General features: G+C 72.8%; 22 protein-coding genes and 4 tRNA genes. 17 read left to right on the top strand and 9 right to left on the bottom strand.

The window, feature by feature from the left end:
* The first annotated feature begins 70 nt into the window (after positions 1-70).
* The 7 genes from gyrA (at position 71) to ACIRS1_RS07905 (ending at position 6,156) form a co-directional block, all read left to right on the top strand.
* The gene (gene gyrA / locus ACIRS1_RS07935; protein WP_387900758.1) at positions 71-2,608 is read left to right on the top strand and encodes a DNA gyrase subunit A; all 2,538 of its coding nucleotides are present in this window, start codon (positions 71-73) and stop codon (positions 2,606-2,608) included.
* 225 nt (positions 2,609-2,833) lie between these two features.
* On the top strand, positions 2,834-3,493 hold the full coding sequence (locus ACIRS1_RS07930) for a DUF3566 domain-containing protein (RefSeq protein WP_360212886.1): 660 nt from the start codon (positions 2,834-2,836) through the stop codon (positions 3,491-3,493).
* A gap of 261 nt (positions 3,494-3,754) precedes the next feature.
* The gene (locus tag ACIRS1_RS07925) at positions 3,755-5,152 is read left to right on the top strand and encodes a class I SAM-dependent methyltransferase (protein WP_402837792.1); all 1,398 of its coding nucleotides are present in this window, start codon (positions 3,755-3,757) and stop codon (positions 5,150-5,152) included.
* 16 nt (positions 5,153-5,168) lie between these two features.
* Positions 5,169-5,245: transfer RNA gene (locus tag ACIRS1_RS07920), tRNA-Ile, on the top strand.
* Between the two features lie 126 nt (positions 5,246-5,371).
* A tRNA-Ile gene (locus ACIRS1_RS07915) sits at positions 5,372-5,445 on the top strand.
* A gap of 298 nt (positions 5,446-5,743) precedes the next feature.
* Positions 5,744-5,872: a DLW-39 family protein gene (locus ACIRS1_RS07910; RefSeq protein WP_014137031.1), complete on the top strand. Its 129-nt coding sequence runs from the start codon at positions 5,744-5,746 to the stop codon at positions 5,870-5,872.
* A 211-nt stretch (positions 5,873-6,083) separates the two neighbouring features.
* A tRNA-Ala gene (locus ACIRS1_RS07905) sits at positions 6,084-6,156 on the top strand.
* 106 nt (positions 6,157-6,262) lie between these two features.
* On the opposite strand, the gene ACIRS1_RS07900 is transcribed toward ACIRS1_RS07905, so the two are convergent.
* Positions 6,263-7,063 (bottom strand): DUF5324 family protein, encoded by an 801-nt coding sequence (locus ACIRS1_RS07900; protein WP_402837790.1) that lies wholly within the window; start codon positions 7,061-7,063, stop codon positions 6,263-6,265.
* Positions 7,064-7,257: 194 nt separating this feature from the next.
* Between ACIRS1_RS07900 and ACIRS1_RS07895 the strand changes: the two genes are divergently transcribed.
* Positions 7,258-8,136: a rhomboid family intramembrane serine protease gene (locus tag ACIRS1_RS07895; protein ID WP_402837788.1), complete on the top strand. Its 879-nt coding sequence runs from the start codon at positions 7,258-7,260 to the stop codon at positions 8,134-8,136.
* A gap of 339 nt (positions 8,137-8,475) precedes the next feature.
* On the opposite strand, the gene crgA is transcribed toward ACIRS1_RS07895, so the two are convergent.
* On the bottom strand, positions 8,476-8,727 hold the full coding sequence (gene crgA, locus ACIRS1_RS07890; protein ID WP_360212894.1) for a cell division protein CrgA: 252 nt from the start codon (positions 8,725-8,727) through the stop codon (positions 8,476-8,478).
* Positions 8,728-8,899: 172 nt separating this feature from the next.
* Between crgA and ACIRS1_RS07885 the strand changes: the two genes are divergently transcribed.
* From ACIRS1_RS07885 to ACIRS1_RS07865, 5 genes are all read left to right on the top strand, one after another.
* Positions 8,900-9,664: a DUF881 domain-containing protein gene (locus ACIRS1_RS07885; protein ID WP_360212896.1), complete on the top strand. Its 765-nt coding sequence runs from the start codon at positions 8,900-8,902 to the stop codon at positions 9,662-9,664.
* Positions 9,665-9,734: 70 nt separating this feature from the next.
* Positions 9,735-9,914 carry a hypothetical protein gene (locus ACIRS1_RS07880; RefSeq protein ID WP_280673909.1) on the top strand — a complete coding sequence of 60 codons (180 nt, stop codon included), beginning with the start codon at positions 9,735-9,737 and terminating at the stop codon, positions 9,912-9,914.
* Positions 9,915-9,977: 63 nt separating this feature from the next.
* The gene (locus tag ACIRS1_RS07875; RefSeq protein ID WP_360212898.1) at positions 9,978-10,643 is read left to right on the top strand and encodes an aminodeoxychorismate/anthranilate synthase component II; all 666 of its coding nucleotides are present in this window, start codon (positions 9,978-9,980) and stop codon (positions 10,641-10,643) included.
* Between the two features lie 5 nt (positions 10,644-10,648).
* Positions 10,649-11,785: a class E sortase gene (locus ACIRS1_RS07870; RefSeq protein ID WP_402837785.1), complete on the top strand. Its 1,137-nt coding sequence runs from the start codon at positions 10,649-10,651 to the stop codon at positions 11,783-11,785.
* Between the two features lie 37 nt (positions 11,786-11,822).
* A complete protein-coding gene (locus ACIRS1_RS07865; RefSeq protein ID WP_402837783.1) occupies positions 11,823-12,641 on the top strand; it encodes a class E sortase in 819 nt (272 codons plus the stop codon).
* A 133-nt stretch (positions 12,642-12,774) separates the two neighbouring features.
* Here the strand turns inward: ACIRS1_RS07865 and pknB are convergent, their stop codons facing one another.
* The 6 genes from pknB to ACIRS1_RS07835 form a co-directional block, all read right to left on the bottom strand.
* Positions 12,775-14,904 (bottom strand): Stk1 family PASTA domain-containing Ser/Thr kinase, encoded by a 2,130-nt coding sequence (gene pknB / locus ACIRS1_RS07860; protein ID WP_402837781.1) that lies wholly within the window; start codon positions 14,902-14,904, stop codon positions 12,775-12,777.
* 257 nt (positions 14,905-15,161) lie between these two features.
* Complete coding sequence (locus ACIRS1_RS07855) at positions 15,162-16,619, bottom strand: penicillin-binding protein 2 (protein WP_360212906.1); 1,458 nt, start codon at positions 16,617-16,619, stop codon at positions 15,162-15,164.
* Positions 16,616-17,992, bottom strand: a complete 1,377-nt coding sequence (locus tag ACIRS1_RS07850; protein ID WP_360212942.1) for an FtsW/RodA/SpoVE family cell cycle protein — start codon at positions 17,990-17,992, stop codon at positions 16,616-16,618. The genes ACIRS1_RS07855 and ACIRS1_RS07850 overlap by 4 nt, the downstream gene beginning before the upstream one ends.
* A gap of 160 nt (positions 17,993-18,152) precedes the next feature.
* Positions 18,153-19,787, bottom strand: coding sequence for a PP2C family protein-serine/threonine phosphatase (locus ACIRS1_RS07845; protein ID WP_402837779.1), 1,635 nt, complete (start codon positions 19,785-19,787; stop codon positions 18,153-18,155).
* Positions 19,788-19,840: 53 nt separating this feature from the next.
* On the bottom strand, positions 19,841-20,401 hold the full coding sequence (locus tag ACIRS1_RS07840) for an FHA domain-containing protein (RefSeq protein ID WP_360212910.1): 561 nt from the start codon (positions 20,399-20,401) through the stop codon (positions 19,841-19,843).
* A 46-nt stretch (positions 20,402-20,447) separates the two neighbouring features.
* Positions 20,448-21,308, bottom strand: a complete 861-nt coding sequence (locus ACIRS1_RS07835) for an FhaA domain-containing protein (protein ID WP_402837777.1) — start codon at positions 21,306-21,308, stop codon at positions 20,448-20,450.
* A 419-nt stretch (positions 21,309-21,727) separates the two neighbouring features.
* Here ACIRS1_RS07835 and ACIRS1_RS07830 point away from each other — a divergent pair.
* A tRNA-Leu gene (locus ACIRS1_RS07830) sits at positions 21,728-21,811 on the top strand.
* A 126-nt stretch (positions 21,812-21,937) separates the two neighbouring features.
* Here ACIRS1_RS07830 and ACIRS1_RS07825 read toward each other — a convergent pair.
* Complete coding sequence (locus tag ACIRS1_RS07825; RefSeq protein WP_402837776.1) at positions 21,938-23,182, bottom strand: acetyl-CoA carboxylase biotin carboxylase subunit family protein; 1,245 nt, start codon at positions 23,180-23,182, stop codon at positions 21,938-21,940.
* Between the two features lie 123 nt (positions 23,183-23,305).
* Here ACIRS1_RS07825 and ACIRS1_RS07820 point away from each other — a divergent pair, with 123 nt between their 5' ends.
* From ACIRS1_RS07820 to ACIRS1_RS07810, 3 genes are read left to right on the top strand one after another with little or no spacing between them, the layout of a single operon-like run.
* On the top strand, positions 23,306-24,088 hold the full coding sequence (locus tag ACIRS1_RS07820; RefSeq protein WP_402837774.1) for a thioesterase II family protein: 783 nt from the start codon (positions 23,306-23,308) through the stop codon (positions 24,086-24,088).
* The gene (locus tag ACIRS1_RS07815; protein ID WP_402837772.1) at positions 24,058-24,867 is read left to right on the top strand and encodes a 4'-phosphopantetheinyl transferase family protein; all 810 of its coding nucleotides are present in this window, start codon (positions 24,058-24,060) and stop codon (positions 24,865-24,867) included. Before ACIRS1_RS07820 ends, ACIRS1_RS07815 begins: the two co-directional genes overlap by 31 nt.
* 18 nt (positions 24,868-24,885) lie before the next feature.
* On the top strand, positions 24,886-26,130 hold the full coding sequence (locus ACIRS1_RS07810; RefSeq protein ID WP_402837771.1) for an ATP-grasp domain-containing protein: 1,245 nt from the start codon (positions 24,886-24,888) through the stop codon (positions 26,128-26,130).
* The last annotated feature ends 5 nt before the right edge of the window (positions 26,131-26,135 follow it).

Here is a 26,135-nt window from a genome sequence, read left to right as displayed (position 1 = left end):
CGACGACAACCGTCCCGACGGCGAACAGCCCGAGACCCCCCAGGCCGCCGAGGCCACCGCCCAGACGACGATGCGCATCGAGCCGGTCGAGCTCGAGACCGAGATGCAGCGGTCCTACCTCGACTACGCGATGAGCGTGATCGTCAGCCGGGCGCTCCCCGAGGTCCGCGACGGCCTCAAGCCGGTGCACCGACGCGTGCTCTACGCGATGTACGACGGCGGATACCGCCCCGAGAAGGGCTACTACAAGTGCGCCCGCGTCGTCGGCGACGTGATGGGCAACTACCACCCGCACGGCGACACCTCGATCTACGACACCGTGGTCCGGCTGGCCCAGCCGTGGTCGCTGCGGATGCCGCTGGTCGACGGCAACGGCAACTTCGGCTCCCCGGGCAACGACCCGGCCGCGGCCATGCGCTACACCGAGTGCAAGATGATGCCGCTGGCCATGGAGATGATGCGCGACATCGACGAGGAGACCGTCGACTTCGCCGCCAACTACGACGGCCGCTCGCAGGAGCCCACCGTCCTGCCCGCGCGCATCCCCAACCTGCTGGTCAACGGTGCCACCGGCATCGCGGTCGGCATGGCCACCAACATCCCGCCGCACAACCTGCGCGAGGTCGCCTCCGGCGCGCTCTGGGCGCTGGAGCACCCGGACGCCTCCAACGAGGAGCTGCTCGAGGCGCTGATCGAGCGGATCAAGGGCCCCGACTTCCCCACCGGCGCGCTGATCGTCGGCCGCCGCGGGATCGACGACTACTGCCGCACCGGCCGCGGTTCGGTCACCATGCGCGCCGTGGTCGAGGTCGAGGAGATCCAGGGCCGCCAGTGCCTGGTCATCACCGAGCTGCCCTACCAGGTCAACCCGGACAACCTCGCGCTGAAGATCGCCGACCTGGTCAAGGACGGCAAGATCGCCGGCATCGCCGACGTCCGCGACGAGTCCTCGTCCCGCACCGGCACCCGCCTGGTGGTCGTGCTCAAGCGCGACGCCGTCGCCAAGGTCGTGCTGAACAACCTGTACAAGCACACCGAGCTGCAGACCAACTTCGGCGCCAACATGCTGGCCCTGGTCGACGGCGTGCCGCGCACCCTGGCGCTGGACGCCTTCATCCGGCACTGGGTCAACCACCAGGTCGAGGTCATCGTCCGGCGCACCACCTTCCGCCTGCGCAAGGCGGAGGAGCGCGCCCACATCCTGCGCGCCCTGCTGCGCGCCCTGGACGTGATCGACGAGGTCATCGCGCTGATCCGGGCCTCGGCGAGCGCCGACGCCGCCCGCACCGGCCTGATGGGCCTGCTGGGGATCGACGAGCTCCAGGCCAACGCCATCCTGGAGATGCAGCTGCGCCGCCTGGCCGCCCTGGAGCGCCAGCGGATCACCGACGAGCACGACGAGCTGCAGCGCAAGATCGACGAGTACAACGCGATCCTGGCCTCGCCGACCCGCCAGCGGGAGATCATCTCCGAGGAGCTCACCGCGATCGTCGAGAAGTACGGCGACGAGCGGCGCTCCACCCTCATCCCCTCCGACGGCGACCTCTCCATCGAGGACCTCATCGCCGAGGAGGACATCGTCGTCACGATCACCCGCGGCGGCTACGTCAAGCGGACCCGCTCCGACCTCTACCGCTCGCAGAAGCGCGGCGGCAAGGGCGTGCGCGGTGCCCAGCTGAAGCAGGACGACATCGTCGACCACTTCTTCGTGACGACGACCCACAACTGGATCCTGTTCTTCACCAACAAGGGCCGGGTCTACCGGGCCAAGGGCTACGAGCTGCCGGACGCCGGGCGCGACGCCCGCGGCCAGCACGTCGCCAACCTGCTGGCCTTCCAGCCGGAGGAGCACATCGCCCAGGTGATGGCCGTCCGGACGTACGAGGACAAGCCGTACCTGGTCCTCGCCACCCGGGCCGGCCTGGTGAAGAAGTCCCCGCTGAAGGACTACGACTCCCCGCGCTCCGGCGGCCTGATCGCGATCAACCTGCGCCAGGACGACGAGGGCCGGGACGACGAGCTGATCGGCGCCGAGCTGGTCTCCTCCGAGGACGACCTGCTGCTGGTCTCCAAGAAGGCCCAGTCGATCCGCTTCACCGCGACCGACGACGCCCTGCGGCCCACCGGCCGCGCCACCTCTGGCGTCAAGGGCATGGCCTTCCGCGAGGACGACGAGATGCTCTCGATGAACGTCGTCCGGCCGGGGACGTACGTCTTCACCGCGACCGACGGCGGGTACGCCAAGCGCACCGGCGTGGACGAGTACCGTGTCCAGGGACGCGGCGGCTACGGCACCAAGGCGGCGAAGATCGTCGAGGGCCGGGGCTCGCTGGTCGGGGCGCTCGTGGTCGACGACACCGACGAGATCATGGCGATCACCCTGTCGGGTGGGGTGATCCGCACCAGGGTTTCCGAAGTTCGTGAAACCGGACGTGACACCATGGGCGTCCAACTGATCAACCTCGGAAAGCGCGACGCGGTCGTGGGCATGGCCCGCAACGCGGAGGCCGAGGACGAGGAGACGGCGGAGGACGAGGTCGCGGACACCGCGTCCACCGAGACGGCCGAGGGTACGGAGACGGTGGCCGGCGGCGACGCCGAGGCCTGAACCGAACCGCGGACCGGCGCCGTCGCGTCCAGAGAGAGGACGCGGCGGCTCCGGTCGCCGACCAGTTCCGGGCAATCCCGCCGGGCGCTGGATGACGAGTGACGAAGCAGGGCGGTGCCGCCGCCCTGGTGGGAAGTGCGGGAGGACCAGGTGAGTGGAGCCACGGGTGCTGCGGGAGGACCCTCCGGCGGCCGTCCGGGCGCGCAGGGCGGGGGTGGGTACGGCGTGCCCCAGCCGCCGGCCGAGCACTCGGCCGCGTCCACCTCGCTGATGCCACCGGTGGGCGGAGCGGGCCAGGGCGGTGCGACCTACGGCGGTCAGACGCCCCCGCCGCCGAGCGCACCGGCGCCCGGCTCGGGCGGCTTCTCGCAGCCGACCACCTACGCCAAGGGGCAGCCGACCCCGGCCCGGGGCACCCGGACCGGCGGCACCACCCCGCCCGGCGGCACGCCCGTCCCGGGCGCCGCGCGCCGTCCGGCCGCGGCCCCCGCGGCCGCCGGTCCCGGCCTCGGCCGGACCCGCAAGGCCCGGCTGCGGGTGACCAAGGCCGACCCGTGGTCCGTGATGAAGGTCAGCTTCCTGCTGTCGCTGGCGGTCGGGATCATCATCATCGTGGCCGCGGCGGTGCTGTGGATGACGCTGGACTCGCTCGGCGTCTTCGACTCGCTGACCAAGACCCTGAAGGACGTCACCGGCTCGGACAGCACCGGCGGCCTGAACCTGATGGACTACGTGGGCTTCGGCAAGGTGATGACCTTCACCGCGCTGATCGCCGTGGTCGACGTCGTGCTGCTGACCGCGCTGTCCACGCTCTCGGCGTTCATCTACAACGCGGCGGCCGGCTTCACCGGCGGCATCGAGCTGACGCTGGCCGAGGAGGACTGACCCCGGGTCGGTTCCTGATCCGGGCTCAGCCCGCCGTCCACGGACGGAATGACCGGGCCCCGCAGGCTGTTCCAGCCTGTGGGGCCCGTCGGCATTTCGGGTGACAGCCGGCCGCCCGCGGCGTGCCGCCCGGAAACGGGCCGGCCGCGGTGGGTTTAGCTGGACGCCGCCCGGTCCAGGTCTGGGAGTGCCGCAGGCCGCCCCCCGGTCCGCCCGACCGGGCCGGAGGACGTTCCGCAGGACGGCTGGACGGAGGCGCACGTGGCGAAGCTCGCAGATCGACTGGTCGGGGCCGTGGAGGGGCTGCTGGGGGTGCCGGCACCGCTGCGGCTGCAGGTCTGGGACGGCAGCGCGGCCGGGCCGCCGGGAGCCCCCACCGTGGTCCTGCGCAACCGCCGGGCGCTGCGCCGGCTGCTCTGGCAGCCGGGCGAGCTGGGCCTGGCCCGGGCCTACGTCGCGGGGGACCTGGAGGTCGCCCCCGACTCCGACCTCTACGAGGTGCTCTCGGCCGTCGGCCGGTTCGGCGAGCTCCCGGAGATCCGCACGCTGCGGCTCGGCCCGGGCGAGGTGCTCGGGGAGCCGGGCCTGCGCGCGCTGACGGCCGTGCTCCGGGCCGGGGCGCTCGGCCCGGAGCCGGCGCCGCCGCCGGAGGAGGTCCGCCGGGCCCGCGGACGGCTGCACAGCCGGGGCAGGGACCGCGCGGCCATCAGCCACCACTACGACGTCGGCAACGACTTCTACGGGCTCGTGCTGGGCCCCTCGATGGTCTACTCGTGCGCCTACTGGACGCCGGAGGCGAAGAGCCTGGAGGCCGCCCAGGAGGCCAAGCTCGACCTGGTCTGCCGCAAGCTAGGCCTGCGCCCCGGCATGCGCCTGCTGGACGTGGGCTGCGGCTGGGGCTCGCTGCTGCTGCACGCGGCCCGGCACTACGGCGTCACCGCCGTCGGCGTCTCCATCTCCCGGGAACAGGTCGCGCTGGCCCGCCACCGGGTCGAGGAGGCCGGTCTGGCCGACCGGGTGGAGGTCCGGCTCCAGGACTACCGGGAGGTCCCCGACCGCCCCTTCGACGCGATCTCCAGCATCGGGATGGCCGAGCACGTCGGCTCCGTGCAGTACCGGGCCTACGCCGAGGGCCTGTACCGGCTGCTGGTGCCCGGCGGCCGGCTGCTCAACCACCAGATCGCCCGCCGCCCCGACCACCCCGGCGAGCCCTACCGCCCCAGTCCCTTCATCGACCGCTACGTCTTCCCCGACGGCGAGCTCTCCCCGGTCGGTTCCACCGTGGCCCGGCTGGAGGAGGCCGGCTTCGAGGTCCGGGACGTCGAGTCGCTGCGCGAGCACTACGGGCTGACCCTGCGCGAGTGGGTGGCCAACCTGGAGGCCCGCTGGACGGAGGCGGTCGGACTGGTCGGCCGCGGCCGGGCCCGGGTCTGGCGGCTGTACATGGCCGCCAGCGCGCTCGCCTTCGAGCAGAACCGGATCGGGGTCAACCAGGTCCTCGCCGTCCGCAGCACCGACGCGGGTGCGGCCGGACTCCCGCCGACCCGCGGGGAGTGGCTGCTGGGCCGCCCGGCCGTGGGGGCGTCGCCGCTGGTCGGGGGAGTCCGCGCGGCGGCCCCCGCCGACCCGGATTTGGGGGATCGGCCATCGGTCCGCTAATCTTTCAGTGCGGCAAGGGCCTATAGCTCAGACGGTTAGAGCGCTTCCCTGATAAGGAAGAGGCCACAGGTTCAAGTCCTGTTAGGCCCACCACCGCGAAGGGTCCGGAGCGATGTGCTCCGGGCCCTTCGGCGTTCCGCGCGGACGCCGGCCGGAGCCGGGGGTTCGACCGGATGTCACCGCCGGCCGGTTGTTCCGGTAACCTTTGCCGCGTGGCAGGGGCCTATAGCTCAGACGGTTAGAGCGCTTCCCTGATAAGGAAGAGGCCACAGGTTCAAGTCCTGTTAGGCCCACCTCCACGAGGGGCCCGGAGTGCAGCACTCCGGGCCCCTCGGCGTTTCCCCGGCCCGTTCCGGGCGGCCCGACCGGTACGACAGGAGGTGCGGCGTCAATCCTCGGCCCGGACCCCCGGGTTGGCCGCAGCGGTGGCTGGTCACGATTGGGACACCGGTGTGTATCATCGGCCGCAAGGGCGGTCCGGCACCCGACAGCCCGTTTGCGCTCGAAACACATCTGGACTCGTCGGCCCGGTCACTCCGGCCGGAGCACCGGCTCCTGAGTCCGCCAACGCAAGAAGGACGAGGTCCCGCGGTGAAGAAGCTTCTCCTGGTCGCCCTGGTCGCCCTCGGCGGCTTCTTTGTCTACCGTCAGGTCCAGGCGGACCGCGCCGAGCAGGACCTGTGGACCGAGGCCACCGACCCGGTTCCGGCCGGTCGCTGAGCCCGGACGATCTGACGATCGACGATCTCCGGAGGCGCACGACCGCGCCTCCCGGGCCGGCCGGCCCGGTCACCCGACCGGATCGGCCGCGCCCCAGGCACCGCTCGGACCCCGCCTCGGCGGCCGGTCCGGTCGGCCCGGGGGGACGGCGCTGGGAAACGCGCCGGAACCCGGTACGCTAGTGCCCGTCGGCACCCGCGGTGCCTGACGAGGGGCATTAGCTCAGTTGGTAGAGCGCTGCCTTTGCAAGGCAGATGTCAGGAGTTCGAGTCTCCTATGCTCCACAGTTCCACGCAGTCGTGACACCGATCGGCCGCTGACCTGAATCCGGGTCAGCGGCCGATCTGCGTTCCGGCGGGCCCCGCCGGTCGGGCGGGGCCGTTGCGGCGGTCAGTGGTGCTTGCGCGGGTCGTGCGGCTTGGGGCGGTCGTCCTCGGCGGGCCGGCCGGGCGGCGGGCCGGGTTCGGCGTCCCCGGTGCCGGTGCCGGTGCCGGCGGCCGGCGGGGTGACCGCCGGGCCGTTCGCGGCGTCCGCGGCGGTGACCCCGGCCGGGGCCGCGCCGCCCGCCGCGTGGGCGCCGGCGGGCCGGCCGGCCGCCCCGGTCGGGGGCTCCACCAGCCACTCCGGGTTGCTGTGCCGGCGCCACCACTGCCACACCAGCACGCCGCTGCCGACCGCCACCGCGCCGGCCACGGCGAGCCCGGTGGCGCAGCGGTTGCGGTGCCGGCGCCGGGCGTTGCGGGCGGCGAGGTCGCTGATCTCGGCCGAGGTGACGTTGCCCTGCAGGGCGGTGAAGGCGGCGGCGCCGCGGGTCTGCGCCTCCTGGGCGACCGGGACGACGACGGCCCGGGCGTCCTCGACGGCCTGGGCGACCCTGGGGCCGACCGTGGAGCGGGCCTGGTCGGCGGCGTGGGCGGCGGACAGCCGGGCCGCCAGAGCGGCCTCCTGGGCCCGGTGGAGGGCCTTCAGGGTGCTCTTCTGGGCCTCCGGGGGCAGGCTGGCGAAGAGGTGACCGAACTGCGGCGCGAGGTGCCGGTCGTACTGGACGCGGAGGCCCTGGGCGGCCTGGGCGGCCTTCGGCCCGAGGGCGTCCATGGCGGGGCCCAGGCGTTGCCTCGCGCCGTCCGCGAACTGCGCGGCGGTGTCCCGGGTCTTGGTGGCCGTCTCACGAGCCGAGTCCGAAAAGGTCACGAGTCTCTCCTCCTGGGTGGCGTCCTTTATGCACATATCCACCTGAATGCTGATCATGCATCCTGATTTGTCCACCGGCACTCCGGAGTGGGCCGTCTGCGGGGCCCGGGTACCGGCCCTCGGGACGCCCGGGGCGGGAAGCCCCGGCAGTAGGCTGACGGCCTCGCTGGTAGCGCACGGGAAGGGGAACGCCGATGCTCCCGGACGATCGGACACCGGAGGCCGCGACGGGCTGCTGCTACCGGCACCCGGGGACGGCCACCGGCGTCCACTGCACCCGCTGCGACCGGCCGATCTGCCCGGAGTGCATGGTGCCCGCCGCGGTGGGCTTCCAGTGCCCCGGGTGCGTCGGGGACGGGCACCGGGGGGCGCGCCGGGCGACCACCCGGTTCGGCGGGGCCCCGGGCGCGGGCGACGCACTGGTCACCAGGGTGCTGGTCGGGATCAACGCGGTGGTCTTCGTCCTGGCCGCCTACGTGCTCGCGCCGCGGCTCGGGCAGGTCTGGGAGCTGTACAGCGTCGGGCGGGGCGTCGCCGGCGGGCCGGAGGGCGTGGCCGCCGGCCCGGACCAGTGGTACCGCCTGCTGACCGCCGCCTTCCTGCACCTCCAGTGGTGGCACGTCGGCCTGAACATGCTGGTGCTGCTCTGGCTCGGCCCCGAGCTGGAGGAGGCGCTCGGCCGGCTGCGCTTCCTGGCCCTCTACCTGCTCTCCGGACTGGGCGGCAGCGCCCTGGCCTTCCTGGTGTCGGGCGACGGCCTGCGGACGGTGGGCGCCTCCGGCGCGATCTTCGGCCTGATCGGCGCCACGGTGGTGATGCGGCTGCGCGACCGGGGACCGCTGGCCTGGGTGGTGGCCTTCCTGGTGTTCAACCTGGTGATCACCTTCGCCCGGTCGGACGTGATCGACTGGCGGGCGCACCTCGGCGGCCTCTTCGTGGGCGGCCTGACGGCGGCCGGGCTGATGTACGCGCCGCGCGAGCGGCGCGGCCCGCTCCAGGCCCTGACCGTGCTGGGGGCGGTGGCCGTGGTGGCGGCGATGGTGATGATCGGGATGGCCCGCTACGGCGCGTGACGCCGCCGGAGGGTTGTCCACAGCGGGTGCGGGGTTGTGCACAGGCTGTTCCGCGCCCCCGTGGTGAACTGCTGTTCTACGCGTGTCCTGCTGTGCGGTTCCCCCGGACCGGGGGAGTTGTGCACAGCTGTGGACAGTCCGCGGGCACCTGGTTATCCACAGGCCGGGGAGACTTTTCCCCACTGTGGATAACCATGTGGATAAGCGCGACAACCCGATTGTCGGGATAGCGCATCGGGTGGGCGTCCGGGCCCGGACACGCCTGACCGCCGCCCCGGGTCACGCGGTCCGGAGCGGCGGGAGGGGAGGCCCGGTGCGGGCCTCAGGACGAGCGGGAGGTCACTTCCACTGGGTGGAGACGCCGAACCCCGCGGCGATGAACCCGAAGCCCACCAGGATGTTCCAGTTCCGCCAGCTCTCGATCGGGTAGCTGCCGCTGGTCACGTAGTAGGTGACGATCCACACCAGGCCGATCAGGAACAGTGCCAGCATCAGCGGCGCGACCCAACTACGGCCCGAACTGATCTTCACCGCGGCGGCCGTGGTCGGCGGGGTGTAGTCGGACTTCTTGCGGAGTCGAGACTTCGGCACGAGGAGCTCTCCTGTCGATGCGCTGTGAGACCGCGCAGAGGTGCAGCGGGGGTTCGAGTCGGCGGTGGTGGGCTGTGGGGAACGCTACGGGGACCGTTCCCGCAGTCGCCACCGGCGTCCGTTAGCGTAGTGGCTCGGCGGGTCTTAAGGAGATAAGGGTACGGTGCCTAATTTGTCGATTCCCCCTCGGCCGACCGCCACCCGCCGCTCCCGCACCCGAATTGTCGGACGTGCCCTGACCTGCGCCGTCTTCGCGCTCGCCGGACTGCTCTTCTACATCAGCGCGCAGACCGCCCGCGGCACCGACCTGCGGACCGACAACTCGCTGCTCAGCCTCGGCGACGTGATACGCCAGCGCAGCGCGCAGAACCAGCAGGCCCAGGCCCAGCTCAGCGACCTCCAGGCCCGTGCCCAGGAGCTCACCGGTCAGCAGGGCCGCAACCCCGCCGACGCCGCCCGGATGGACGGCCTGCGGCTCGGCGCGGCCCTGGAACCGCTGCAGGGCGGCGGCCTGACCGTCACCCTCAACGACGCCCCGCCGAACGCCACCGCGCGGATCCCGAACGTCCCGGAGCCCGGCGTCAACGACCTGGTCATCCACCAGCAGGACATCCAGGCGGTGGTCAACGCGCTGTGGCGGGGCGGCGCCGAGGGCGTCCAGGTGATGGACCAGCGGCTGGTCGCCACCAGCGCCGTCCGCTGCGTCGGCAACACCCTGCTGCTCCAGGGCCGGGTCTACTCGCCGCCCTACGTGGTCCGGGCGGTGGGCCGGACCGACGCCCTGCGGGCGGCCGTGGACACCGACCCGACGATCCGCAACTACCTGCAGTACGTCCAGGCGTACGGGCTCGGCTGGAAGGTCCAGGAGAGCGGCGACCTGACCCTTCCCGGCTACACCGGCACCACCGAGCTGCGATCGGCCGGCGGACAGCAGTGACGGGACCGGCCTCCCGGCCGTTGATCCCGGGTCTACTCTTGACCCCAGTCCGCTACGTCGAGGGAGCACCATGTACGGCTGGATCTGGCGTCATCTCCCGGGGAACACCCTGGTCCGGGCCGTCATCTCGCTGCTCCTCGTCGTCGGGATCGTCTACCTCCTCTTCACCTACGTCTTCCCGTGGGCGGAACCGTTGCTCCCCTTCGGTGACGTCACAGTGGACGGCGGCGACGGTGCCGCGGCCGGCTGAACCGACGGCCCGGCCCCTCCACCCAGCCGACCCCGCCCCGCATCCCACGGAGACCACGCGAGAATGACCACCCAGCCGACCCCGCCCCGCATCCTGGTCGTCGACAACTACGACAGTTTCGTCTTCAACCTGGTCCAGTACCTGTACCAGCTCGGCGCCACCTGCGAGGTGGTGCGCAACGACGAGGTGACCGTCGGGCACGCCGTCCGCCGGTCCGGTGACGAGGGCTTCGACGGGGTGCTGCTCTCCCCCGGCCCGGGCGCGCCCGAGGAGGCCGGGGTCTGCATCGAGATGGTGCACCACTGCGCGGGGATCGGGCTGCCGGTGTTCGGCGTCTGCCTGGGCCTGCAGTCGATCGCGGTGGCGTACGGCGCGGTGGTCGGCCGGGCGCCGGAGCTGCTGCACGGCAAGACCTCGCTGGTCGAGCACGAGGACGGCGGAGTGTTCGCCGGACTGCCCTCGCCGCTGACCGCCACCCGCTACCACTCGCTGGCGGTCGACCCGGACACCGTGCCGGACGACCTGCTGGCCGTCACCGCGCGCACCGGGAGCGGTGTGATCATGGGCCTCCGGCACCGCGAACTGCCCGTCGAGGGCGTGCAGTTCCACCCCGAGTCGGTGCTCACCGAGGGCGGGCACCGGATGCTCGCGAACTGGCTGGCCGAGTGCGGCCACCCGCAGGCCGTGGACCGGTCGGCCGGGCTCGCCCCGGTGATCGGCCGGGGCTGAGCGGCGTGACCACGCTGCGTCCGGAGGGGCGTTACCAGCCGGAGGCGGGCCCGTACGACGGGGCGCAGCAGTACGGCGAGGTGCAGCAGCAGTACGGCGGTGCCCCGTTCGGCGGTGCCCAGTACGGGGACGGGTCGTACGGGGGCGGCGGCGCCGAGCCGCACCGTCAGGAGCCGTACCGGCAGGGCCCGGGCGCTCCCGAGGACGCCTGGGGCGTCTACGAGCAGGCCGCGCAGCCCGGGGCGTCCGGCCCGGAGTACCCGTGGCTGCCCGACCAGACCCTCCAGCTGCGGCTGCCGGCCTTCGAGGCCGGGCCGGCCACCGAGCCCGCCCCGCCGACCGGCGGCCGGGCCGAGCGCCGGCGGGCCGCGCAGGGCCGCACTTCGGTGCGCTCCGGCAACGGGCGGCGCCGGGCGAACGGCCGCGCGGCCGGGCGGGCGCGCCCCAAGGAGTCCAAGGCCGTGGTGGCCGCGCGCATGGTGGGCGAGCTGTGCATCACGCTCGGCGTCGTGATGCTGCTGTTCGTCTCCTACCAGCTGTGGTGGACCAACGTGCAGGCCGACGCGGCCGCCAGCGGCGCCCGCAACCAGCTGGAGCAGCAGTTCGACGCGGCGCAGGCGCCGGCTCCCGGCCAGCCGGCCCCGGACCCGGCCAAGCCGGAGGTGTTCGAGCCCGGCAAGGGCTTCGCCATCATCTACCTGCCCAAGCTGGGCCTGAAGTTCCCGATCGCCGAGGGCACCTCCAAGTCGGCGGTGCTCGACAAGGGCCTGGTCGGCCACTACACGGGCACCGGCATGCCGGCCGACAAGTCGGGCAACTTCGCGCTGGCCGCCCACCGCAACACCCACGGCGAGCCGTTCCGGTACATCAACCAGCTCGCCAAGGGCGACAAGGTCGTGGTGGAGACCGCCACCTCGTACTACACCTACGAGATCACCGGCGGCATCCCGGAGACCTCCCCGAGCAACGTGAGCGTGATCAAGCCGGTGCCCAACGGCGCCGGGTACGCGGGCCCCGGCCGGTACATCACGCTGACCACCTGCACCCCGGAGTTCACCTCGAAGTTCCGCCTCATCGTCTTTGGCAAGATGACCGAGGAACGGCCGCGCAGTCAGGGCAAGCCGGCCGCGATCGGCGGGTAGTCGCCCGGCCGCCCGGCACGGATGGGGAGCAGCGCAGATGACGGACGAGACGGCGCAGTCGGCCGAGCCGGTGCAGGAGGCCTTCCCGCCGCCCGGGGAGGGCCCGGAGCCGGCCCGGCGCGGCCAGGGCCGGGCACTGGCCGCGCTCGGCGTCTTCGGCGAGCTGCTGATCACCCTGGGGCTGGTGCTGGGCCTGTTCGTGGCCTACTCGCTGTGGTGGACCAACGTGGAGGCCGACCGCACCGCGGCCGCGGCCGCCGACCGGCTGCGCGGCGCCTGGGCCGCGGGCCCGACCGCCGCCCCCGCGCCGGCGTCGCCCGGTGCGACGCCGGCGCCCGGCGCCGCGCCCGCCGCGCCGTACGCGGCCGGCGACGCGCTCGGCTTCCTGCACGTCCCGGCGATGGGCCGGGACTACCAGGTGCTGATCAGGATGGGCACCGGCGGCGACGTCCTGGCCGAGGGCGTGGCCGGGGTGTACGAGCAGCCCTACCGCGCCGCGATGCCCTGGGACCCGAGCGGCAACTTCGCGCTGGCCGCCCACCGGGACGGCCACGGCGCCAAGTTCCACGACCTGGACGCCGTCCACAGGGGCGACGCGGTCGTCGTGGAGACCAGGGACAAGTGGTACGTCTACAAGGTCGACAACACCCTGCCGGAGACCTCCAAGTACGACACCGGCATCGTCGCGCCCGTCCCGGTCGGCTCCGGTTACACCGGGCCCGGCCGGTACATCACGCTGACCACCTGCACGCCGGTGTACACCTCGCGCTACCGGATGGCGGTGTGGGGGAGCCTGGTGCGGGTGGACGACGTGGACGCCAAGCGGACGCCGCCGCCGGAGCTGCGCCACTCCTGACAGCCGGTCGGCGGGCCCGGCGGCCCGCGCGGGGCCGGTGCCCGGAACGCCCGAGGGCCCGTCGCGGTGATCGCGACGGGCCCTCGGCGTACTGCTCGGGACAACCAGGCCTCAGAAGAACGGGAACCAGGGCTTAGTTGTTGGGCTGCCCTTTGGTGTTGGTGGGTGAGGGGAGGGGGTCGCCCCCTTTGGTCGGCTCCGCCGGCCTGGTGACCAGGGCGACCTGGCTGTTCGGGTCCAGCTGGGTGCCGGCCGGCGGGTTGCTGCCCATGACCAGCGCGTTCGGGTCGGACGGGCCGGTGACGGTGTAGCCCAGGCCGGCCTTGCCGAGCGCGGCGATGGCGTCCGACAGCTTGACGTTCTGCAGCGGCGGGACGGTGGCCTTGTCCGGGGCCTTGTAGATCGTCAGCGTGATCTTCGAGTTCGCCGGGGCCTTGCTGTTCGCCGGGATCGACTGCGACGCGACCGTGTTGATCTTGGTCGGGTCGTTGGTCTGGGTGGTCTTCGAGGCGTCCACCTGGAAGCCGGCCTGCTCCAGCTGGGCCTGGGCGGCCTCCTTCGGCTGGCCCACCACGCTCGGGACGGCGACCTTGCTCTTGCCCTGCGAGACGGTCAGCTTGACCGGGGCGGTCGGGTCGCCGGCCGCGTTGCCCGCCGGGTCCTGGGCGGTGACCGTCTCCTGCGGAGCGGTGTCGTCGTCCTTGTACTCGGTGGTGACGTTGGTGAAGCCGGCGTCGGCGAGCGCCTTCGTCGCCTGGTCCTTGGTCTTGCCGACCACGTTCGGCACGCTCGACTTCGCCGGGCCCGAGGAGAGCTGCACCGTGATGGTGCTGTTCTCCGCCACCTGCGCCGCGGCGGCCGGGCTCTGGCTGCAGACCTGGTCCTTCTTGACGTTGCTGTCCGGGCAGGCGACCTTGTCGCCCTCGGCCACCACGAGCTTGGGGCCGGCCGCGGCGGCGGCCGTCTTGGCGTCCGCCAGGCTCTTGCCGACCAGGCTCGGCACGGCGACCTTCGGCGACTCCTTCTTGGCGCCGTCGTTGCCGTTGAACATCGCCTGGGCCACGAAGAAGGTGCCGACCAGGACCAGCACGGCGGCGACCGCCAGCACGATCCAGGAGGTGTTGTTCTTCTTCGGCGGCTCCTCGCCGCGCCGGCCGCCCTCGCGGCCGTAGCCGTCGTCGCCGCCGCCCGACGGGCCACCGGCGTAGGTCTGGCCGTAACCGTCGTCCTGGTAGCCCCCGGGCTGCCCGTAGCCGGCCTGCGGGGCGGCCTGCGGCAGGACGGTGGTCGGGCCGCCGCCGGGCTGCTGCGGCAGCACGTTGGTCTGGCCGTACGGGTCGTGCTGCTGCGGGTAGCCGTTCTGGTCGTAGCCGTAGCCGGCGGCGCCCATGCCGTAGGCGGCCTGCTGCGCGGCGGCCACCGGCAGGCCGTCGAGGAAGCGCTCGATGTCGTCGCGCATCTCGTCGGCGGTCTGGTAGCGGTAGTCGCGCTCCTTGGCGAGCGCCTTCAGCACGATCGCGTCGATCTCCGGGCGCACCTCGGGATCGAAGACGGACGGCGGCTGCGCCTCCTCCCGGACGTGCTGGTAGGCCACCGCGACCGGGGAGTCGCCGACGAACGGCGGCCGGACGGTCAGCAGTTCGTACAGCAGGCAGCCGGTGGAGTAGAGGTCGGAGCGGGCGTCGACCTGCTCGCCCTTGGCCTGCTCCGGGGAGAGGTACTGGGCGGTGCCGATGACGGCCGAGGTCTGGGTCATGGTCATCCCGGCGTCGCCCATCGCGCGCGCGATGCCGAAGTCCATGACCTTGACGTTGCCCTGCCGGGTCAGCATCACGTTGGCCGGCTTGATGTCCCGGTGCACGATGCCGGCGCGGTGCGAGTACTCCAGCGCCTGCAGGATGCCGATCGTCATCTCCAGCGCGCGCTCGGGCAGCAGCCTGCGGCCGGAGTGCAGCAGCTCGCGCAGCGTGGACCCCTCGACGTACTCCATCACGATGTACGGGATGGAGATGCCGTCGATGTAGTCCTCGCCGGTGTCGTACACGGCGACGATCGCGGGGTGGTTCAGGGACGCCGCGGACTGGGCCTCGCGGCGGAAGCGGGCCTGGAACGACGGATCCCGGGCCATGTCGGCCCGGAGCGTCTTCACTGCGACGGAACGGCCGAGCCGGGTGTCATGGCCGAGGTACACCTCGGCCATGCCGCCGCGCCCGAGGACGCCGCCGAGCTCGTACCTGCCGCCGAGGCGACGAGGCTCTTCCATAGTTCCGACCCTCTCCCTCACCCGCCGGTGAGGTTGTGACGTAGGTGTCCCCGCACGCTCTGGGTGACGCCGCGCGGGACTCGACCGGTTCTCCGGCCGGGCCGTGCGCGGCCTCGCGGGCGGCAACGGGCACACCCGCTGCTGGCGGATACGCTACCGGTCGGACCACGGAGGACCGGAGTCAGCCGTCGGCCGATATCAGACCGGTATCCGGACGGGGGTGCCGATCGTGACATTCCACTCACCGCAGCCGCGCCCTACTTGCCGAGTGCGGCCTGCATCACCGCCTTGGCGATCGGGGCGGCCAGCCGGCCGCCGCTGATGCCGTCGCGGTTGTTGGAGCCGTCCTCGACCACGACCGCGACCGCGACCGACTGGCCGTCGGAGGTCTTGGCCCAGGACGTGAACCAGGCGAAGGGCAGTCCGGCGTTGTCCTCGCCGTGCTGCGCGGTGCCGGTCTTGCCGCCGACCTGCAGGCCCGGGATCTTGGCGTTCTTGCCGGTGCCGTTCTCCACCACGGAGACCATCAGGTCCTGCATCTTCTGCGCGGTGGCCGGGCTCATCGGCTGGGAGAACTGCTTCTCGGTGTGCTTGGAGATGGTCGTCAGCGAGGCCGAGCGCTCCTGGTCGACCAGGTAGGGCTGCATCAGGCTGCCGTTGTTGGCGATCGCGGCGGAGACCATGGCCATCTGCAGCGGGGTGGCGCGGGTGTCGTGCTGGCCGATCGAGTCCTGCGCGGTGCCGTCCAGGCTGGCGCTGTCCGGGAAGATGCTCTTCTCGGAGCGGACCGGGGTGTCGATCGTGCTGTTGAAGCCGAACTTCTCGGCCTGCGCCCGCATCTTCTCCTTGCCCAGGTCGGCGCCGATCTTGGCGAAGACCGTGTTGCAGGACTGGTCCATGCCGGACTTGACGGTGGCGTTCTCGCAGCGCTCGTTGGGGCTCTCGTTCTTCAGCTGGGTGCTGGTGCCCGGCAGGATGTACGGCTCCGGCGTCGTCGTGGCGTCGTCGACGTTCTGGTAGAGGCCGTTCTCGAACGCGGCGGTCGCGGTGACCAGCTTGAAGGTCGAGCCGGGCGGATAGGTCTCCTTCAGCGCCCGGTTGAGCATCGGCTTGTTCGGGTCGGCGTTGAGGTCCGTCCAGGCCTTGGAGTCGGTGCCCTCGCTGCCGGCGATGGTGCTCGGGTCGTAGGAGGGGGTGGAGACCAGCGCCAGGATCGCGCCGGTCTTCGGGTCGATCGCGACGACCGCGCCCTTCTTGTCGCCGAGGCCGTCGAAGGCGGCCTTCTGGACCTTGGCGTTGATCGTGGTGAGGACGTCCCCGCCGCGCTTCTGCTCGCCGGTCAGCATGTCCAGGGTGTTGCGGAAGAACAGCCGGTCGTCGCTGCCGGAGAGGATGCCGTCCTCCAGGTTCTCCAGCTGGCTGGAGCCGAAGACCTGGGAGGAGTACCCGGTGACCGGGGCGTACATCGGGCCGTCGACCCAGGAGCGCTTGTACTTGTAGCGCAGGCCGTTGACGAAGTCGGACTTGGTGACCGGCTGCCCGCCGACGATGATGTTGCCGCGCGGGTGGGCGTAGCGGTCGTACTGCTGGCGCTTGTTGTTCTTGTTGCCGGCCCAGGCGTCGGCCTGGACGCCCTGCACCCAGTTGGTGCGGACCATCAGGGCCAGGATCAGGACGAGGCAGAAGATCGAGACCCGGCGGATCGGCTTGTTCATCGGACGGGTCCTCCCTGGCCCTCGGTGGCGGGGGCCGGTTCGGCCCCGGGTCGGCGGGCGCTGTCGCTGATCTTCAGCAGGATGGCGACCAGTGCCCAGTTGGCGACCACGGACGAGCCGCCCTGGGCGAGGAACGGCATGGTCATACCGGTCAGCGGGATCAGCCCGGTGACACCGCCGGCGACGACGAAGACCTGCAGGGCCATCGCCGAGGAGAGGCCGACCGCGAACAGCTTGCCGAACGGGTCGCGGGCGGCGACCGCGGTGCGCAGACCGCGCTGCACCAGCAGCCCGTACAGCAGGAAGATCGCCATCAGGCCGGTCAGTCCGAGCTCCTCGCCGAACGAGCCCAGGATGAAGTCGCTCTTGGCGGCGAAGTTGATCAGCCAGGAGCGGCCCTGGCCCAGGCCCGAGCCGGTCACCCCGCCGGATCCGAGCGCCATCAGCGACTGGCCGATCTGCTCGGTGGCGCCCTTCGGCGGGTGCGGGGCGAAGGCGGCCATCGGGTCGAGCCAGGCGTTGATGCGGACCTTCACGTGGTCGGCGGTCGAGGCCACGGCGACCGCGCCGCCGATCGACATCAGCAGACCGAACAGGATCCAGCTGGTCCGCTCGGTGGCGACGTAGAGCATCACCACGAACAGGCCGAAGAACAGGAAGGACGTGCCGAGGTCGTTCTCGAAGATCAGGATCAGCAGGCTGAGCAGCCAGATGACGACGATCGGGCCGAGGTCGCGGCCGCGCGGCAGGTACAGCCCCATGAAGCGGCGGCTGGCCAGCGCCAGGGCGTCCCGCTTGACCATCAGGTAGCCGGAGAAGAACACCGTCAGGATGATCTTGGCGAACTCGCCGGGCTGGATGGAGAAGCTGCCCACCCGGATCCAGATCTTGGCGCCGAAGTCCTCCGCCCGGGCCGGGAAGAAGGCCGGCGCGGCGAGCAGCACCAGCGCCGCCACCATCGAGATGTAGGTGTAGCGCTGCAGGACCCGGTGGTCCTTCAGGAACACCATCACGCCGATGAACAGCGTGATGCCCAGTCCCGACCACATCAGCTGGTTCTGGGCCGCCGGGTAGTTGCCGCTGAGCAGCTTGCCGGCCTTGTCGAGGCGCCAGATCATCACCACGCCGAGCCCGTTCAGCAGCGTGGCGATCGGCAGCATCAGCGGGTCGGCGTACGGCGCGAAGCGGCGCACCAGCAGGTGCGCCACCAGGGCCAGCGCGCCCATGCCGAGCCCGTAGCCGAGCATGCCGGCGGGCAGCGCGGAGTCCATCGCGAGGCCGACGTTGGCGTACGCGAGGATCGGCAGGACGACGGCGAAGGCCAGCAGGGCCAGCTCGGTGTTGCGCCGGTTCGGCGCGCCCTGCGGGGAGATGGTGGTGTTGCCCCGGCGTCGGGGCGCGGCGGGTTCGGCCGCCGCGCGACGCCGGCCGGTCCGGCCGGGGTCGCCGCTCAGGTCGTAGGTGCTCACGTGGTGACCGCCCCCTGACGGCCGGCGGTCCCGCAGGGGGCGGGCCTATGTCGGATCACGGACGTCACGGCTTCGGGCAGGACTCGGCCCGGCCGCGCTCCTCGTCGGTCAGCCCGGGCAGGTCGCCCGGCGAACCGGCGGCCGGCGCGGTGGCGCTCGGCGAGGGGGCGGGCGTGCTCGGGGCGGGCGTGCTCGTGGTGGGCGCGGGCGTGGGCGAGGCGCTGGGGACGGCGGCGGCCGGTCCGCGGCTCTTCTCGCCCGGGGTGGGTGTGCTCGCCAGGAACGCGGCGTGGGTGGCCTGCGTCGCCGGGGTGCCCTGCGCGGGCGGGGCGGCCTGGGCCGCCTGGGCGACCTTCTGGCAGAGCTGGGACCAGCCGTCGAGCTCCTGGACGGTGGCGTTGGCGTCGTTCAGGCTGCCGACCGAGATGGTCTTGCTGAGGTGCGCCCGCTGGTCCTGCGGCAGGAACTTCAGCTTGACGTTGCTGAACGAGGAGTGGACGGAGGACAGGCTCAGGCCGGCCAGGCTCTGGTTGACGCCCTGGTAGACCGCGACGTGGTCGCCGTCCTCGCCGACGTAGTACTGGTCCTGGGTCCACTGGTAACCGAGGAACCCGGCACCGCCGAGCAGGCCGAGGGTGACCAGGACGGCCACCGAGACGGTCAGGCCCTTGCGCTTGCGCCGGCTCGGACGCGGCTCGTCGAACTCCTCGGTGCCGTACACCGACGGCTCGGCCGGGTAGCCGTACTCGCCCTCGTAGCCCTCGGCGGGGCCGAAGCCGCCCTGGCCGCCGTACTCGCCCTCGTAGCCCTCGGCCGGGCCGAAGGTGCCCTGCGGGTTGCGGCCGAGGCCGGCCGCGCGGCCGGCCGGGGTGTCGGCGATCGAGCGGTCGGCCGCGGCCGAGGACGGCGGGGTGTCGGCGACCGCGCCGACCACCACCGGGACGTCGTTGAACTGGCCGCTCATGGTGTCCGTGGCGCCGACGTCGATGACGTCGGCCACGATGCAGGTGATGTTGTCCGGACCGCCGCCGCGCAGCGCGAGCTGGATCAGCTCCTGCACGGTCTGCTCGGGCGAGTAGAAGCTGCCGAGGGTGTCCTGGAGGGTCTGGTGGCTGACCGGGCCGGAGAGGCCGTCGGAGCAGATCAGGTAGCGGTCGCCGGCCCGGACCTCGCGGATCGACAGGTCGGGCTCGACCTGGCCGCGGCCGTCGAGCGCCCGCATCAGCAGCGAGCGCTGCGGGTGGGTCTCGGCCTCCTCCGGGGTGATCCGGCCCTCGTCGACCAGGCGCTGCACCCAGGTGTGGTCCTGGGTGATCTGCACCAGCGAACCGTCGCGCAGCAGGTAGGCGCGGGAGTCGCCGACGTGCACCATGCCCATCCGCTGGCCCGTCCAGAGCATGGCGGTCAGCGTGCAGCCCATGCCCTCCAGCTGGGGGTCGTCCTCGACCATCTGCCGGAGCCGGTCGTTGGCGCCCTGGACGGCGTCGCCCAGCAGGGTCAGCAGGTCGGCGCCCGGCACGTCCTCGTCCAGCCGGACGATCGAGCCGAGCACCTCGGAGGACGCGACCTCGCCGGCCGCGGCGCCGCCCATGCCGTCGGCCACGGCCAGCAGCCGCGGCCCGGCGTAGCCGGAGTCCTCGTTCCCCTCCCGGATCAGTCCCTTGTGGGAGCCGGCGGCGAAGCGCAGCACCAGGGTCATGCGACCTGTGCCCCCCTCTGGGTCATGGACGGGATGCTGTCCCTCATGCGCTACTACTTCCGCAGTTCGATGACGGTCCTGCCGATACGGATCGGCATGCCCGGCTGGAGCGGGGTGGGCGCGGTCAGGCGCTGCCGGTCCAGATAGGTGCCGTTGGTGGAGCCTAGATCCTCGACCGTCCACTGCCCAGTCTGATCCGGATAGATCCTGGCATGCCGGGAGGACGCGTAGTCGTCGTCCAGCACGATGGTCGAGTCGTGCGCGCGGCCCAGGGTGATCGTCTGGCCCTGCAGCGCGACGGTGGTCCCGGCCAGCGAGCCCTGCACGACCACGAGCTGGGTCGGGGCGCCGCGGCGGCGCCCGCCGCCCTGGGTCTGGCCCGCCGCGGGGGCGGGCGCGGTCTGGGCGGGCGCGGGGCGGCCCCCGGGGGCGCCGGTGGCCACGGTGGTGGCCGCGGAACCGTTCGCGGCCGCGTTGGCGCCGCGGCGCGAGGACCGGGGGTTCACCTTGGTCCCGAACAGGTCGCTGCGGATCACCTGGATCGCGACGATGACGAACAGCCACAGCACGGCCAGGAAGCCCAGCCGCATGACCGTGAGGGTCAGTTCTGACATGGCCGGCCCGCCCGTCGGTGAGTGAGGCGCGCGAACAACTCGGACACTACCCTTCGACCTGTCGGTAGACGATGGTGGTGGAGCCCACGACGATGCGGGAGCCGTCGCGGAGCGTAGCGCGCTGGGTGTGCTGCCCGTCCACCACGATGCCGTTGGTGGATCCCAGGTCGAGGACCATCGAAGGGGTGCCGGGGCGGATCTCGGCGTGCTTCCGGGAGACCCCGGGGTCGTCGATCCGCACGTCCGCCTCGGTCGAGCGGCCGAGGACGCAGGCCGCGCCGGAGATCTGGTGGCGGGCGCCGTTCACCTCGATCCAGCGGCGGACCGAGGCGCCGTGGCCGGCACCCGGGAAGGCCCGGACGTTGCCGCCGGAGGTCGCGGGCGGGCCCGGGGGCATCGCCGGGGGCGCGGCGGGCGGCGGGGGCGTGCCGAACTGGCCGGCGCCCTGCTGCTGCCACGGTGCGCCCTGGGCCGGTGCGGCCGGCTGGCGGTCGTAGCCGGGCTGCTGCTGGGGGGAGTACTGCTGGGGTTCCTCGGCGGCCAGGGTGCGGCTGCGCACCCGGTACAGCCCGGTGTCCAGGTCGTCGGCCTTCTCCAGGTTCACCTGGAGCGGGCCCATGAAGGTGTACCGCTGGGCCTCGGCGTACTCGCGGACCATGCCGGCCAGTTCGGTGCCCAGCTGCCCGGAGTAGGGGCTGAGCCGCTCGTGGTCGTGCGGGCTCAGCTCGACGATGAAGTCGTTCGGCACGACGGTGCGGTCGCGGTTCCAGATGCTCGCGTTGTTGTCGCACTCGCGCTGCAGCGCACCGGCGATCTCCACGGGCTGGACCTCGGACTTGAACACCTTGGCGAAGGTGCCGTTGACGAGACCCTCGAGTCGCTGCTCGAACTTCTTCAGCACTCCCATGGGGCACCCCCTTCCAGGGTTCGTTCGCCTGCCTGCCGACCGGATCCCCCCGGGGAGTCGGTCGCGCCTACTTGCGGTACTTCCGTACTGATCGTATCCACGCCGGGCCCTTCCGTACGGTTCCCGGACAGCGTGGTGCCCGGGGGTGGGCTCGGACACACAGGGTGACGCATGTCGGGTACGGCACGCCAGATGTGCCCGCCCGGGCGGCCCCGCACCCCTCGCTCACCCGTTCGTCGCGCATCCGTTCGGATGCGGTCGGTTCCGCGCGGGAACGGATTCGGAGCGGCCCCCCGGGTCGTGCTACTGTTTTCCACGTCGGAAGGGCCGCCCGAAAGGGAGCCCGGTCCAAGGAAACGCGAAGTACTCATGGTACCGAGCGGTTCGGAAGATCGGTCGGCAACGAGGACGACACCCATGCGCGGGTGGCGGAATAGGCAGACGCGCTGGATTCAGGTTCCAGTGCCCGAAAGGGCGTGGGGGTTCAACTCCCCCCTCGCGCACAGCGGAACACCGCGAGGTGTTCGGCAGCATCGACGAAAAGGTCGGTACCGTGATCACGGTACCGACCTTTTCGCTGTGCCCGGACGGGCGGGCGCACCACCCGGGCCGCGCCCGCCCGGGGGCGGTCAGGCGGGGGCCGCGCGGACCCGGAAGTCGCGGGCGGTGGCGCGGATGGCGGCCTCCACCTCGGCGCCGGTCGCCCCCCGGAACCGGAACCGCCCGCCGACGTGCTCGTAATAGGCGTCCGCCGCGGGCAGCACCTCCCCGGCGGTGAGCAGCGACTCCGCGTACGGGCCCGGCACCCGGCCCGTCATCGGGGTGACGGCGGTGATCCGGCAGGGCCGCTCCGCGGGCGCGGGGACCAGCAGCCAGCCGCCGACCGCCCCGGAGGCCGGCCGGCCCTTGGCCGGCTGCTCCCCCAGCTGCAGGGCGAACGCCGCCTCCATCAGGTCGTAGCCGTGCAGGTCGCGCCAGACGAACGGGATCTCCGCGCCGCCGACCCGGGCGCCGACCTCCAGGAAGGAGCAGTGCGGGGTGCCGTCCGGGCCGGTGCCGACGAACACCTCCAGGTGGAAGACGGTCGGGGCGGCGGTCAGCGCGGCGAGGAAGCGCGGGGCCGCGGCCTCCACGGCGGCCAGGACGGCCGGGTCGGTCTCCTCGACGGAGCCCAGGTAGGAGCCGTCCCGGAAGCCCAGGCAGGTGTTGACGTAGCGGGAGGCGCGCCAGACGTCGAGGCGGCCGTCCCGGAACAGGCCGTCGACGTGGTAGATCGGGTCGGTCCGCCGGACCTGCACCAGCAGTGGCGCCTCGTCGCCCCAGCGCACCCCGGCGAGGTCCGCCGGACCGTGCACGATCCGCACGCCCGCGCTCGAACTGCCCCGTACGGGCTTCAGCACGAGCGGCCAGCCGTGCCGCGCCGCGAACCGCTCCACGTCCGCGGCGGCGGACACCGCGGCGAACGCGGGCACGGGGAGTCCGGCGTCCCGGACCCGCCGGCACATCTCCAGCTTGTCGCGGAAGGGCAGCAGGTCCTGCGGAGTGGCGCCGGCCAGGCCCCACTCCGCGCGCAACTGCGCGGCGATCAGCAGGTCGTCCTCCTTGAGCGCGACCACCGCCTGCGGGGCGCCGTGGCGCCGGGTCAGTTCCCAGACCGCCTCGCGCACCTCGACCAGGTCGTCGGTGGCGGCCACCAGCACGACGTCGGCCGCGGCGGCGGGCACGCCGGCCGAGCCCACCTCGGTGGTCACGTAACTGACGGCGTGGGTCGCGTGATCGAGGTAGTCGTCGTAGTGTGCGTACGCGTCCCGCCAGCGGTGGATGACCACCACGTGCCGGCGCGCTCCCGCGTCCTCGTTCCTCGCAGTCGGCATGAGAACGTCCTCCAGGACGACTTGGTCATGGCCCGATCAAGCTATCCTCCGGGAAGGCGGGAGGCAATGATTCATTTCCCCCGTTAACGTCCGGCCGGTGATCTGGCAGAGTTGGGCCGGGGAATGGCCGAAACACCGTGGGGAGGGGTGTCGTTGAGCGGCTTCGAGGTGAATGGCGCGACAACGATCCGGCTTTTCGGATTTCACCACGCCGGAGGGTCCGGCACGTTGTTCCACGGCTGGCAGGACCGGCTGCCCGCGGGCTGGGAGGTGCAGGCGCTGGACGCGCCGGGGCACGGCAGCCTGATGGGACGCGAACTGATCGACGAACTCGACCGGCTGGTGGGCTACTTCCTCGACCAGGTGCGCCCCGGGGACGACGTTCCGTACGCGTTCTTCGGGCACAGCATGGGGGGCATCGTCGCGTACGAACTGGCCCGCCGGCTGGTCGGGGAGGGCGCCGTGCCGCCGGTCTGGCTCGGGATCTCCGCCTGTCGGGCCCCGCGCTCCGCGCCTCCGGTCGTCCTGCGGCACACCCTGAGCGAGGCTCAGCTGCGCCGGCACGTGCGCGAACTCGGCGGCACGCCGGAGCAGTTGCTGGACGACCCGAGGCTCTGGGAGATCTTCGGCCCGATCATCCGGGCCGACCTGCGACTGGTGGAGCAGTGGCGGCCCGCGCACGCGGAGCCGCTGCCGGTGCCGCTCACGGTGTTCCGCGGCCGCGACGACGCGCTCGCGACCCCGGGCCGGGTCGCCGCCTGGGAGGCGGAGTCCACCGCGTTCCGCGGGCTGCGCACGCTCGACGGGGACCACTTCTACTTCGGCGCCGACCCGGCACCGCTGCTGCGGCACCTCGTCGAGGACGTCCGGTCGGCGTGCACCGCGCTGCCGCACCCCGCCCGGTGACACCGAAGGCCGCCGCGGCGGACGGGGCCGACGGCGCCGTCGCCTGCCGGGTCTGGTGGGCCCGCACCGCGGACCACCGACCGGGGCTGGAGGCGCTGCTCGCGCCGGCCGAGGCGGTGCGGCGCGACCTGTACGCGGCCGAGGCCGACCGGCGCCGGTTCACCGTGGCGGCCGCGCTGCTGCGGCTGGCCGCCGCGGAGTTCTCGGGCACCGGCCCGCGGGAGGTCGAGGTGCTGCGCGACTGCCCGGACTGCCCGCTGCCGCACGGACGGCCCCGGATCACCGGCCCGTTGGACGCGTCGGTCTCCTACGCGGGGGACGTCGTGCTGGTCGCGGTGGCCGCGGGGGCGGTCGTCGGCGTGGACGCCGAGGCCCCGGCGGCCTCCCCCCGGCGGCAGTCGGCCGCCCTGCGGCGCGCCCTGGGCGAGCGGGAGTCGGCCGAGCTGGGGCGCGTCCCGGAGGCGGAGCGGGACGGCTGGCTGCTGCGGCGGTGGACGTACAAGGAGGCGGTCCTGAAGGCCACCGGCGAGGGGCTCCGGGTGCCGCCGACGGCGGTCGGGGTGAGCGAGGAGTCGGGGACCGCCCGGCTGACCGCCTACCCGGGCCGCCCGCTTGGCGGCGGCCGGACCGTCCTGCTGCCGCTCGGGATACCGACCGGCGCCATGCCCCCCGGGGGCACGGCTTCGGCGGCGTTCCTGCTGGACCGGGACGCACCGGTCCGGCAGGCGCCGGGGAGATACGGCCGGGAGCTCTTCGACACCGACGGGGGCCCCGGGTGACGACGGAGAGGAATGCACGTGACGGAACAAGGCAGGCCGCGGCTGACCATCGTCGGGAGCGGGGGGCAGCCCTACCGGGAGTACTGCTACCAGTCCCTCGCCGGCGACTACGCGTTGTCGGCGGTCCTCCCCGCTGAGCCGACCTGGCAGCGCGAATACCTCACCGACCACCGGGTGGTCGACTGCACCGACCCGGACGCGATCGCCGCGGCGCTGGCCGAACTGGCCCCGGAGCAGGGGCCGTCCGGGGTGTTCACCTGGGACGAGCTGGTCCTCGAGGCGACGGCGCTGGCCTGCGAGAAGCTCGGGCTGCCGCACATGTCGTCCGCGGCCGTCGCGCGGTGCCGGGACAAGTACGCGACGAGGTCGCTGATGGCCGGGGCCGGACTGCCGTCGGCGGCGCACCGGCTGGTGTCCTCCGCCGACGAGGCGGTCGCCGCGGCGGAGGAGTTCGGCTTCCCCGTGGTGGTGAAGCCCCGCTCGCTGGCCGGCAGCATCGGGGTGGTCAGGGCCGAGGACGCGGCCGCCGTGCGCGCCGCGTTCGAGCTGGCCACCGGGGCGGCGTACGCCACCCTGCCGGCCGGTGAGGGCATCCTCGTCGAGGAGTACCTGGACGGCCCCGAGATCAGCGTGGACAGCGTGGTCTTCGAGGGCGTGGTGCACTGCGTCCACGTGGCGCAGAAGCGGCTCGGCTTCCCCCCGTACTTCGAGGAGGTGGGCCACCTCGTCACCGCCGCCACCCCGGACGCCCTGCCGCAGGAGGTCGCCGAACTCGTCCGGGCCGCGCACCGCACCCTGGGCGTGGACTACGGCGTCACCCACGCCGAGGTCAGGCTGACCGCGGCCGGGCCCCGGCTGGTCGAGCTGAACGCCCGGCTCGGCGGGGACCTGATACCCCTGATCAGCCGGATGGCCACCGGGATCGACCTGGTGAAGGCCGCCGCCGAGATCGCGCTCGGGCACGACCCGGAGCCGGCCACCCGCGGCGGCGGCGGGGGCGGCACGGCGGAGGTCCGCTTCGTCTACCCGCCACACGACTGCACGGTGCGGTCCGTCGACCTGACGGCCGCGGGGAGCGTGCCGGGCATCGTCCACACGGCCGCGCTCGCCGGGCCCGGTACGCAGCTGCTGCTGCCCCCGAAGAACCCGATCCCGCGGCTCGCGGCGCTGATCGCGGTGGCGGGGGACGAGGCCGGCACCGGGCGGGCGCTCGACCTCGCGCAGGAGCGGGTCGTCGCCGACGTCGAGCCGCTGACCGGCTGACCGGC

Origin of the sequence: Kitasatospora sp. NPDC101176, from assembly GCF_044768035.1 — a bacterium.
Taxonomy (GTDB): domain Bacteria; phylum Actinomycetota; class Actinomycetes; order Streptomycetales; family Streptomycetaceae; genus Kitasatospora.
This window is presented reverse-complemented; position numbering and strand designations above follow the sequence as displayed.